8 protein-coding genes and 1 tRNA gene are annotated in these 11,572 nt (G+C 40.8%); 5 read left to right on the top strand and 4 right to left on the bottom strand.

Features of this window, described 5'->3' with window-relative positions:
* Positions 1-90 precede the first annotated feature (90 nt).
* Positions 91-645, bottom strand: coding sequence for a hypothetical protein (locus tag ACE1AT_RS26555; protein WP_374873857.1), 555 nt, complete (start codon positions 643-645; stop codon positions 91-93).
* A gap of 1,028 nt (positions 646-1,673) precedes the next feature.
* Positions 1,674-2,294 (bottom strand): GNAT family N-acetyltransferase, encoded by a 621-nt coding sequence (locus ACE1AT_RS26560; RefSeq protein WP_374873859.1) that lies wholly within the window; start codon positions 2,292-2,294, stop codon positions 1,674-1,676.
* A gap of 653 nt (positions 2,295-2,947) precedes the next feature.
* On the opposite strand from ACE1AT_RS26560, the gene ACE1AT_RS26565 reads away from it, so the two are divergent.
* The 4 genes from ACE1AT_RS26565 to ACE1AT_RS26580 all read left to right on the top strand — a co-directional run bounded on the left by ACE1AT_RS26565 (position 2,948) and on the right by ACE1AT_RS26580 (position 8,114).
* The gene (locus ACE1AT_RS26565) at positions 2,948-3,100 is read left to right on the top strand and encodes a hypothetical protein (RefSeq protein WP_374873861.1); all 153 of its coding nucleotides are present in this window, start codon (positions 2,948-2,950) and stop codon (positions 3,098-3,100) included.
* On the top strand, positions 3,097-6,648 hold the full coding sequence (locus ACE1AT_RS26570) for a response regulator (protein WP_374873863.1): 3,552 nt from the start codon (positions 3,097-3,099) through the stop codon (positions 6,646-6,648). The genes ACE1AT_RS26565 and ACE1AT_RS26570 overlap by 4 nt, the downstream gene beginning before the upstream one ends.
* A 126-nt stretch (positions 6,649-6,774) precedes the next feature.
* Positions 6,775-7,995, top strand: coding sequence for a hypothetical protein (locus ACE1AT_RS26575; protein ID WP_374873865.1), 1,221 nt, complete (start codon positions 6,775-6,777; stop codon positions 7,993-7,995).
* A gap of 48 nt (positions 7,996-8,043) precedes the next feature.
* Positions 8,044-8,114, top strand: a tRNA-Gly gene (locus tag ACE1AT_RS26580).
* 112 nt (positions 8,115-8,226) lie between these two features.
* Here the strand turns inward: ACE1AT_RS26580 and ACE1AT_RS26585 are convergent.
* Both ACE1AT_RS26585 and ACE1AT_RS26590 read right to left on the bottom strand, forming a co-directional pair.
* Positions 8,227-8,664 (bottom strand): DUF4079 domain-containing protein, encoded by a 438-nt coding sequence (locus ACE1AT_RS26585; RefSeq protein ID WP_374873980.1) that lies wholly within the window; start codon positions 8,662-8,664, stop codon positions 8,227-8,229.
* A 396-nt stretch (positions 8,665-9,060) separates the two neighbouring features.
* A complete protein-coding gene (locus tag ACE1AT_RS26590) occupies positions 9,061-9,453 on the bottom strand; it encodes a DUF1830 domain-containing protein (protein ID WP_374873867.1) in 393 nt (130 codons plus the stop codon).
* Positions 9,454-9,982: 529 nt separating this feature from the next.
* Here ACE1AT_RS26590 and ACE1AT_RS26595 point away from each other — a divergent pair.
* Positions 9,983-11,566 (top strand): photosystem II high light acclimation radical SAM protein, encoded by a 1,584-nt coding sequence (locus tag ACE1AT_RS26595; protein WP_374873869.1) that lies wholly within the window; start codon positions 9,983-9,985, stop codon positions 11,564-11,566.
* The last annotated feature ends 6 nt before the right edge of the window (positions 11,567-11,572 follow it).

Here is an 11,572-nt window from a genome sequence, read left to right on the forward strand (position 1 = left end):
AGTTAAGAATAACAGTAGGAATTTCTTAAGAAAATACCCATGTGTTGAATCGATTCCAAACTGCTTTCCAGACTTCAAATCTCAACAAGCTCAATAAATCAGTCTAGTATCTACATCACTGCCTAAGCGGCGTACTATGGAAACCGTTTGTGGTAAAACACCCACTAATAATGCAAATGCTTCATCTGGCAAATTTTCCACCATCTCAAGTGGAAAATATTGTTCAAATTGATCAAGAATCTTTTGAACTCGCTGACTAGGAACAGGGTTTTCTGTAATCTGTTTAATGAGCCGAATCCACTGTCGCCTAATTAAATAAGCCTTCTGTCGCTCTTCATTTGTTTCAGGAGTTAATAAAGATAAATTTCCTATTGGTAATACTTTTTGACAATCACAATCATAATCGCCACCTACAGCTGCTCCTGGACCAGCAAACTCTGTATGGTAGCGTTTAAACAGTATCAAACCATTTCGTCTTCGGCTATTAACAATGAAAACTTTTCTACTCAACAATTGTGTAAGGATATCCGAGCCACAGGATTGCTCAGTTCCATCTCGCATGACAATATAGTCAAGAAAACTTGTGTCCGGGTAATAAGTGGATACCATAGCAGTCTGATAGCGTTGGTTTCTTGCGCTATCCATCTTCTTTCAAAACGAGGATGAATTGGGGACTAGTTTGTACCTAAATATAGATAGATTGCTATTAAATCAAAGTTTTTATTTTGATGTTAACAAGATGCTTTTGCTCAATCTAACTTAAACGATGAACATTAATAGAGGTTGTTGTGTAACTGGTTATTCATATTTTATGAGATTTAACATTGATTTGTCTGCTATTACTGGTATCTTTTTTTAAAGTTTCTATAAAGATGAAGATTTTTAATACAAAGTTATTATGAGGAATTGACAGGTTACTGCTCGTATTTTTACTGAATATATTTAAACAATAATCTGTTTTGTATAGCACTCATAAAATTCTATCCTTTTAGACATATCATTTTGTCTGATGACAGAATTTAAATAACTTTAAATGCTAAAAAACCAAAATATTTGGATTTACATATTCGTAATTCTATATTAACAAGTTTCTGTAAATAATCTAACAACTAATATAAAATTTATATTTTTCAAAGCAAATTTTAGCAGAAATAAACCGCTAAAACTATAACTGAAATCGAACTTCAAAAGAATGTTTAATTATTTTAATAAAACTTAATTATTATGATCAAAACAAAAATTAATTTTAATTAATTTTTATTACTGTGAGTAATGGAATAGTTAGCTAGGGAAGTTTTCCTAAGCTTAGTAATGAATTAATTTTAATTATTCAACTAAGGATTTGAGTCTAAACGAAAACATATAATTAATATCATTTAACTTTTTTGATTATACAAATACATCGGTAGGACTGTAGAACTATAAGCCCCTACAAAAATTCAAATTATATTAAAATTTTTGTGAAACACTATAACAAGCACAAAGCTTTTTTACACCCTTTTTTAGGAATGATAAAGTTAAGTTGAAAATGATCACTCCTTGGAACCAACACTTGTTATAACCCTTATCAAATCGAGATTTTTAATTTAGAGTGTTTCTTCAATTCATAACGAAGAAATTTAAATCTTTTGAATGCGTGACTTCCCTCTTGTGGGGCGCTCATCAATTAAAAATTAGCTAGTGGAGTTGAGTACAAGATGTTTATGCAATAGTATCTGCCGCGAGTTTTTCAAAAATAATATATTCCAATTAGACTCCACTTTATGCACTCGATATCCGAACTTGAGATAGAGTTGTCGTGCCTGGTGATTATTTTCCAGAACATGGAGATATAAATCTTCAAATCCCCATTCTCGAACAAATTTTTCACTAGCTTGAAGTAATTGAGAAGCTGCGCCCAGTCTACGATACTTTGAGGAAACTGCTAAATTAGACAGGTAAGGCAAACTTCTGCCAACCTCTGTCCAAGAATCACTGTAGCGCACACCTACCTCCAAAGTACCGACTAAGTTATTAGCTGTATTGGCTGCCGTGTCAACAGCAACTAAACAGACATGGTGGGATGTAGATGATACAAGTCGATGTCTTAAATCTTCATATATACCTAAGCGTAGCAAAGGAAATGCCCATGCCCAAAAACCATTTTGGGAGTGAAAGCTTTCAGCAATAATTTGAGCAACGCTTGTCAAATCAGCAGGTGTAGCTGCACGAACTTGAAATCGACAGGAAGCTTGTTCAGCAGATGCTGCTGTGACAGGTGGTTGATGGGATTGTTGGAAAAACCAGGGTGTCAAGGCTAATTATGTGGTGAATTGATTGAATAAAAATCTTTTCAAATATCCTAAAACACCATTTAAACCATGTGAAAACTTAAAATAACTGGTGTTTGGGATAGGGGATAGGAGATAGGGGATAGGGGATAGGGGATAGGAGATAGGGGATAGGGGATAGGGGATAGGGGATTGGAACAATAATCAATACAATATCCTAATTATCTTTCCCCTGTTCCCTGTTCCCTGTTCCCTGTTCCCTGTTCCCTGTTCCCTGTTCCCTGTTCCCATTTTCCTATCCCTGATCTCTCTTCTCTATTCTTTTACCACTTGTCTAGCACATAATTCTAATGGCTAAATGTAAATAACTATTTGTCTAATAGTATACTTTGCTCTTGAATCTTAGTTATTGTGAGATTGTTGGCTAGAAAATGACTGTTATAAATAAAATTTACCCAAAAGTGTTAGTGTCAATGCTAAGGCGGGAAAAATTAATATGCAGCTTCAGTTGGATTGTTCAATCAGCCTGGATTGCTGTACATGGTATAGAACAGTTCTCGTCGGAGGTGAGCAGAGATTTGGCTAGCAAACACAAATTCTGTCAGACTAACACTCAGAATCAAATTAATTGGGGTGTACCAAAGCAAACAGTAATCGGCATAATTTTATAGAGACAGATGGCTGTAAATAAATCCTCTTCCAGTCAGCAGTCATATGGGCAAACGGCTTATGGAGTCGAAATGCTCTGCTCTTACCTGAGTCAGTTTCATCCTTATCTGATCAGATTATTGTTTATCCGACTGCCTTTGCAGCAGGAAAGCGGTGCATGAAATCCCAAGCAAACAGTAAGCCTAAAATTTTGGTTGTCGATGACGAACCCGACAATTTAGATTTGCTTTATCGCACCTTCTATCGCGATTACAAGGTGTTGAGAGCAGGTTCTGGACCAGCTGCATTGGAGCTGTTGGCGCAGGAAGGTGATGTTTCAGTAATTATCTCTGATCAGCGAATGCCGATGATGAGTGGTACTGAATTTTTAAGCCTGACAGCAACTCAGTATCCAGACATCATCCGGATAATTTTGACGGGCTACACCGATGTTGAAGACCTGGTAGACGCGATTAACTCTGGTAAGGTATTTAAATATGTCACCAAACCTTGGGAAGCAGAGGAACTCAAAGCAGTAGTACGCCAAGCCTTGGATACTCACAATGTCCTCAAGGCCCGTACTCGCGAACTAACCCGTACACTTCGCCAAGAATCGCTGCTGAACACTGTCACCAATACGATTCGTAGCGCTTTAGATTATCGGCAAATTTTGCAAACAATTGTTGATACTGTAGGACACATGTTAGAGGTAGATGTTTGCCTCTTGCGTCCTTTCCAAGAAAATCAATTAGTTGATGAAGGGTTTATTTATCAGAAGCCAGTAGAGAAAGACGCGGGGACAGGGGGACAGGGGGACAAGGGAGACACGGAGAATACAGATGAAATACTCTTTGCTCTCCCTTGTCTTTCGCTCACCGCGTCTTCTGAAGAGTCACTGCGTCTTAGTGTCACTGCGTCTTCAGAAACTCCATCACCTCTCCTATCTCAGACAATTTGGGAAACTCGTGAAGTACAAATAATTCATGATGTAGCTAGCGATGAACGTATTCAAGGGGATATTTTTGAGTTGCGATCGCGTGCTGCTGCTTTTATTGAAGCCAATATTTGCTCTAGCTTGGTTGTACCACTGATTTGTCAACAAGAACTAATGGCTGTGTTAGCACTGCACCAGTGTCATGCACCTCGTGTCTGGAGTGATGACGAAGTGAAGTTGGTGATGATGGTAGCAGATCAAGCTGCTCTGGCTTTGTCTCAAGCCCATGCTTACGAGCAAGTACGCGCGCTTGCTCAAAGGGAAGCCCTGATTAATACAATTACCAGTGCCATTCGCTCTAGTTTAGATCCACAAGATATTTTTGCTGCTATTACCCAAAAATTAGGACAAGCTTTACACGTGGATGGCTGTATACTGTCTTTGTGGACAGAAGATGATGAATTTGTTCGCTGCGTCGGTTTGTATGATCGTTCGGAAGATTTAGGGACTGATGATTCTCAATCTTTTGAGAATGTCAACACTCACAACTTACCTCAGTCTCAAGCGCCAATTCAAGGCAATCCAATTCTGCAACAAATGTTACGGACACAAGAACCGGTGATCATTTCCGATATGAGCCAGTGTCCGCCAGAAACCAAGGGCTTTGACTTACCCTTGAGATTAACAGCCCAATCGCTGATGGTAGTTCCCCTGTTAGCTGATGGAAAAAGTATCGGTAGTATTACTCTTAGGCAAAGTGTAAAATCTCGCCAGTGGCTACCTTCAGAAATTGAGTTAGCAAAAGCAGTAGCAGCACAAGCAGCGATCGCAGTCCAACAGTCTCATTTGTACCAAAAAACCCGCGAACAAGCCGAACGCTTACTGGAATTAGATAAACAAAAAACCGAATTTTTCCAAAATATTTCCCACGAGTTTCGTACCCCCATTACCTTAATTCAAGGGCCACTGGAAACAGCAGTTTCTTCTCAAGAGGGTTTGTCTTACGAACAAAGTGCGATCGCCCTACGTAACTCTCGTCGTTTGTTAAGACTTGTTAACCAACTACTAGATCTGCAACGCTTAGATGCAGGTCGGATGCAACCGAGTTTTCGTCCCTGTGATTTAGTCGAATTTGTCAGCCAAATTATCGATTCGTTTCGTCCCTATTGCGAAAAAAAAGGACTGCGTCTCATCACCAAAATAGCTGAATGTCCAAAAGTATACTTAGACATGGAAAAATTTGACAAGGTGGTTTATAACCTCTTGTCTAATGCCATGAAGTTTACTCCTGAAGGTGGCATAATTACTGTTGCTATGCAATCTCAAGATGGGCATTGCATTTTGACAGTAGAGGATACTGGTATTGGTATTTTACCAGAACAAATTCCCTTCCTATTTGAACGTTTTCGCCAAGCTGAAGGTTCAGAAAACCGTTCCTATGAAGGGACAGGCTTAGGTTTAGCTTTAGTTAAAGAATTAGTAGAACTTCATGGTGGTAAAGTAACTGTAAAATCAGTTTATGGTCAAGGTACTGCTTTTAGCGTCTGGCTGATTCCTGGTAGTAGTCACTTCAGCGCCGAGCAAGTATTAGAAGCAGCTGTGGAAGTCAATACCAACCGTGCTGCTGTGGAACTGGCTGATTTGGAATTGCTCGCAGAAGGTAGCACGGACTGGGAATTAGACTCGACAGAAACAGCAGAAGTTGAGGAAGAATCTTTTACTAGCTCCAGTTCTTCTATCCTAGTTGTAGACGACAACCCAGATTTACGAGCTTATGTATCTGGTATACTCCGCGCTGATGGCTACCAAGTACGGACAGCTCGGAACGGTTCACAAGGGTTTCGACTTGCTCAGGAAATTTCACCCAGCTTGATTGTGAGTGACTTAATGATGCCCATAGTATCAGGGCTGGAGATGATTCGGATGATCCGCAACGACGAGAAGTTAAAAGGAACACCAATCATTTTACTGACAGCAAAAGCTGATGAAGAAACTCGCATTACAGGTACAGAACGAGGTGCAGATGCTTATTTAGCTAAACCATTTAGCGATCGCGAACTTTTAGCAGAGGTGCGTAATCTTTTAGCGTTGAAAGCAAATGAACGCAAAGTGGTAGAATTAAATACCTATCTGACAGAATCCGTATTAAAACGCTTTTTGCCAGCTGCTTTGGTCGAAAGAGCCGCAGCAGGAGACTTGGTTCTGGATTTGCGACCGGAACCGCGCTTAATCACAATTTTATTTAGTGATATCGTCGGTTTTACCCAGCTAGCAAATACCCTCAGATCACGCCGGGTGGCTGAGTTGCTCAATGAATATTTAGAAGTGATGACAAAAGCGGTATTTGATAACGGTGGGACAGTAGATAAGTTTATGGGAGATGCTATTTTAGCTTTATTTGGAGCGCCAGAAGAGCTAACACCTAACGAACAAGTGCGACGTGCGGTAAAAACAGCCAGGGCGATGCTGCGATCGCTCGAAAAGTTAAACGAACGCTGGCGAGAACAGGGTATTTTTGATTCGACTGAAAGTCAAAGCGTACAGTTTCGCTGTGGTATCCACCAAGGTACAGCCGTTGTAGGTATGTTTGGTAGCTCTGAACGCGCCGACTATACAGCCATTGGCCCCAGTGTCAATATCGCTGCAAGATTACAGCAAGCAGCGAATCCCGGTAGTGTCTTAGTTTCTGCGGCGGTTGCAGATTATTTACAAGAAGAAGAAATTATTAAAGGTAGTCCGCTAGAACTAAAAGGAATAGACGAAACGGTTCTGACTTTTGCCTTAATCTTACATTAGAGTTGGCAGCTAGTCGCTAAAATTGTCAATGGTCATTGGTCATTGGTCATTAGTCAATGGTCAATGGTCAAAAACTTGGGACTGTTGACTCTTGACAATTGACTCTTGACAACTTGCAGCAAAATTATGACAAAATCGGTTACTGACCAAAAACCAATTCCATCACAGATAAATCGCCGACATAGTGATCCCCCTGGTTTGTGGATCGCTGTGGTTACGGGTTCAGTAACCCTACATTTGCTTGCATTTTGGCTCTTGCGCTCATATTCATATCAGTTGAGCCTTAGACGACAGCAAAACTCGAATAGCGCTATACCAGTTGAACTCATAGAAGTTTCTCCAACAGGACGTTCAAAAGTTCAGCCACAAGCTAAAGCAAAACCTGGTTCACCCCAGTCATCATCAAATACTCAAAAATCCGTTGCTGTAACTGATGAAGATGCGATCGCTTTGCTAGACAAAAAAACAGCGATCGCCTCTAACCCTAATTCCTCTACTCCACCTCAGCAACCCTCTAACAAACCAATTGTTAATCAGCAACAAACTGCAACAGCAAAACCTCAACTAACGACACAACCGAAATCTATACCTAAATCTACACCTAGCATTCCCCCTACACCTGAACCAGAGTCATCAGCAGTTCCACAGCCTGATACTACACCTGTAACACCGCCTCCTGATCAGACAGACATTCCTACCTCAGAATCAGAAAATCCCATCCCAGATGAGCAAAATCAAGCTCTATCACCAGATATAAACGTTACAACACCTCCCACAAACACTTCACCTTCTACGAATTCGCCAATCAACTCTCAACTTCCAAAACAACCAGATGCTAATATCTCGCTAGGAAAATCAACTTCACTACCAACATTAGATCCATCCGTGCAACCACCACCCTCATTATCAGCCGATGAGACTCGCAGTGATGGAGGACTAGTCGCAACTTGGAATGCTTTTTCTAGAGATGAAATGATTGATTTGTGGCAAAAAGGTGTGGTGAGACAAGATGTACCACCAGATGTTTTAGCTCAACCTCTGGGAGAGAATACAAAAGAATTACCAGTAAGTTTTATCAGCAGTGAACCAGATTTGGATAATGTAGATTTGCTCGTTTCCTTGGCAATTGATCAAAATGGCAAGTTAATTGCTCGTGATATCAATGGCAACCCAGCAGTCGATATTATAGATATGACTCCCGAAGAACCAGCAGCGAAGAAAAGTAAATACCAGCAACTCTTGATTGAGCTTTTCCAAAATGTTTCATTTAGCCCTGCTATAAACCAAGATGGCAGCAAGCCCCTACAAAGTAACTTAGTTGTACGTGTAAAAATAGAGCGTCGTTAGTCTTGATTTTTAGCTAAGACTGTGTTATGTTATTGAAGTTGGAAATTTGCGGGCGTAGTTTAGTGGTAAAACCATAGCCTTCCAAGCTATTGATGCGGGTTCGATTCCCGCCGCCCGCTTTTAAAAAAACCTTGAAGGCTAAGTGCGCTTTTGTGTCAAATCGTGATGCTTTTAAACATTAAATTAAGCGATCGCACTCTAAGAAACTCAAATTCCAATTAGCATTAATCATTACGGCAAATACTTTTGCACCACATTCCAACCAGTGAACGATACCCAAGCAAAAGCAAAGAATATAGCAACATTAGCACCAATGTGAATCCGTCTAGCCCAAGGATGTCCAACACGAATTTGTGTAGCACTTCCAGCTGATAGTAAAACTAACATGACAGTCGTTAATCCAGCCCAGAGATGCTGTGAGTGTCCTAAAGAACCAAAGTGACCGTAAGTACCAACAATGCCAATTAGTAGCAGTAATAATACCAAACTCACCAGACAAATACCAATTTTATAGTGGAGAAAGCGTAACCAGCCTGGTTCTCTTTGCTGTAAAGTTCTCGCGCGAAACATTCGCATACCCATAATCGCCAATAGCACATAGGCTACTAACGACAAACCCATTGCCCACGCCGCTATTTTCCACAACCACAAAAATGAAGGTAGATCCATAATTAATGATTGTAGATGAGATTGGGCGTTGGGGAGCGGGGATTGGGGACAAGGGGAGCCACTGCGTTGCGCGGGTCCCCCGCGTTGTAGCACGTGGCGTGGACAAGGGGAGCCACTGCGTTGCAGAGGTTCCACGCCACCTGTTTTATGCCGGGGAACCCGTCCACCGCAGTGGCTCCTCCGTTGTAGCACCTGGCGTGGACAAGGGAGAAAACACAAAGCCAACCATTTAAATTGACTATTGACTAATGACCATTGTACAGACGCGTAGACGCTCGTAAGAGCGGCTTCAAGGTAAGAGTATCATCGCGTCTCTAATGACAAATGATCAAAAATCAAAAATCAAAAAGGGCTGCTAAATTGTGCAACCCTGAAAGAAATTAAACAATTTTTTTTTTAATCAACGGATGCGAAACCAGACATTGTTAAAGGTTTTGTTGTATCTTCAGTTTTTGTCTTAATAGACTGTACTATCGGTTTTTTATTGATAGAGTCGTTTGTTTGTTCTGAGTTTTCTAATTCATAACTACTAGGTTCGTTAAGTGCAAGGCGATCGCACGGAATTTTATCCGATAAAATAGCACTTGCCATCATGCCCGTATGAATTTCAAGTTGAGCTTCAATGGGGGCTTCAAACGCTAGCCTCTGTCCAGGAAAAACAACCCTTTCAAAGTACCAGTTAGGAATATTCGAGATGCGAGCCACCTGTATTTTGCTCGTGGCATTTACGTAACAGCAGAGAATCTTTCCTGATTGCTCCGGTGGTAGAGGATCTAATATTTGAGCCATAACTGCTGAGGAGCTTTTCGCCACAATTTTATCTTACATATAAAAACTAACACTGACTGATCCCCAGTTGCTGTAACTGCGACTACCAACTGAAGTTTTCTGAATTATTTTCTACCTAAAGAAATACAAATTTCTTAGTTATGAATTTTTCGTAAAAATTTATGCTTTTTTTGCAATCATATATTAAGCATGAACAATTCATCAATACTTTTTATTTTTAGGGAAGTCAATTAGGGCAATAGGCACTCTTGCAATAGGCAATAGTTAGGGAAAGGGCTTGTACCGATGATCGCTTATAGAGTGAAGTCGATGTTATTGTAAAGCTATAGATAGACTAATTTCATAAAATCCTATTTATGCTATGCATTTGTGATACAGGGCAATATTTAGCTATTTTCATCACTTAAACCAAGCCATGAACATCAGTAATCGTCATTCATATCAAGGACGATTTTGATACGAACACTAAAACCAAAACACAACGACTACAGAATCAAAGTTTGCTCTTTTACCCCAGATAAACGGCAAGATGGAAGCTCAAACATTCAACAAAATTCTCTATGTTCGCCTTCCGTGTAACCCCATCTTTCCGATTGGGGTTGTATATCTTAGCGATCATGTCCACAAGCAGTTTCCTAACATTGAACAGCGTATCTTTGATTTAGGAACAGTGCCACCTCTAGATTATGCTAAAGCCCTGGATCGCTGTATCGATGAATTTCAGCCGACACTGCTAGTCTTCTCGTGGCGAGATATCCAAATTTATGCTCCAGTCGGTGGACGTGGTGGTAATCCATTGCAGTATACCTTTGAGTTTTTCTACTCCCGCAATCCATTTCTCAAGCTACAGGGAGCTTTTGGTTTGCTGCGGATAGCATCGGGATACTACGGTGAGTTGTGGCGGAATTTAGGATTACTGAAGCGGGGTATCAAACGCGCTCAACGTTATCATCCGAATGCTCGTGTAATTGTTGGTGGTGGTGCTGTCAGCGTCTTTTACGAACAGCTAGCGAAAAGCTTACCAAACCAGACTATTGTCTCTGTGGGTGAAGGGGAAACTTTGCTGACAAAATTACTTAGCGGACAAGAATTTCGGGATGAAAGATGTTATGTCGTTGGAGAAGAGAAACCACGCGATCGCCTCATCCATGAACAACCCACACCACTAGAGAAAACTGCTTGTAATTACGATTACATCGAAACTATCTGGCCGGAGTTTAAATATTACCTCCAAGATGGAGATTTTTACATCGGCGTGCAAACTAAACGCGGTTGTCCCCATAATTGCTGCTACTGCGTTTACACTGTCGTGGAAGGTAAACAGGTACGCATAAATCCCGCCGATGAAGTCGTTGCTGAAATGCGACAACTATATGATCGCGGCGTTCGCAATTTCTGGTTTACTGACGCCCAATTTATCCCAGCCCGTAAATTTATTGCTGATGCTGTTGAACTTTTACAAAAAATCGTCGATTCGGGAATGGAAGACATTCACTGGGCAGCATACATCCGGGCTGATAATCTCACTCCCCAATTGTGTGATTTGATGGTAAAAACTGGGATGAACTACTTTGAGATCGGTATCACTAGCGGTTCTCAAGAATTAGTGCGGAAAATGCGGATGGGTTACAATCTCCGTACTGTTTTGCAAAACTGTCGGGATTTAAAAGCGGCTGGGTTTAACGATTTAGTTTCCGTCAATTATTCTTTTAATGTGATTGACGAACGCCCGGAAACCATTCGCCAAACCATCGCCTATCACCGCGAACTGGAACGGATTTTTGGAGTAGATAAAGTTGAACCTGCCATCTTCTTTATTGGGCTACAACCCCATACCCACTTAGAAGAATACGCCTTCAAAGAAAATATCCTCAAACCAGGGTACGATCCGATGAACGTCACACCTTGGACTGTCCAGAAGTTGCTATGGAATCCTGAACCCCTTGGTTCTTTCTTTGGCGAAGTTTGCTTACAAGCTTGGCGACAAAACCCCAATGACTTTGGGCGCGAAGTTATGAAAATATTAGAGGAAAAATTGGGTTGTGCTGAACTAGAAGAAGCACTTTCTGCACCGATTGAGGCCAAAGAAAAACAACTTGTCGGTATCTCCTAACCTCTG

The organism is Pelatocladus sp. BLCC-F211 (assembly GCF_041928655.1).
Classification (GTDB): domain Bacteria; phylum Cyanobacteriota; class Cyanobacteriia; order Cyanobacteriales; family Nostocaceae; genus Pelatocladus.

What these genes read in the sequence shown, in the direction of transcription:
- ACE1AT_RS26555 (WP_374873857.1), bottom strand. Translation starts at nt 645, where the DNA reads ATGGATAGCGCAAGAAACCAACGCTATCAGACTGCTATGGTATCCACT.
- ACE1AT_RS26565 (WP_374873861.1), top strand. Translation starts at nt 2,948, where the DNA reads ATGGCTGTAAATAAATCCTCTTCCAGTCAGCAGTCATATGGGCAAACG.
- ACE1AT_RS26570 (WP_374873863.1), top strand. Translation starts at nt 3,097, where the DNA reads ATGAAATCCCAAGCAAACAGTAAGCCTAAAATTTTGGTTGTCGATGAC.
- ACE1AT_RS26575 (WP_374873865.1), top strand. Translation starts at nt 6,775, where the DNA reads ATGACAAAATCGGTTACTGACCAAAAACCAATTCCATCACAGATAAAT.
- ACE1AT_RS26585 (WP_374873980.1), bottom strand. Translation starts at nt 8,664, where the DNA reads ATGGATCTACCTTCATTTTTGTGGTTGTGGAAAATAGCGGCGTGGGCA.
- ACE1AT_RS26590 (WP_374873867.1), bottom strand. Translation starts at nt 9,453, where the DNA reads ATGGCTCAAATATTAGATCCTCTACCACCGGAGCAATCAGGAAAGATT.
- ACE1AT_RS26595 (WP_374873869.1), top strand. Translation starts at nt 9,983, where the DNA reads ATGGAAGCTCAAACATTCAACAAAATTCTCTATGTTCGCCTTCCGTGT.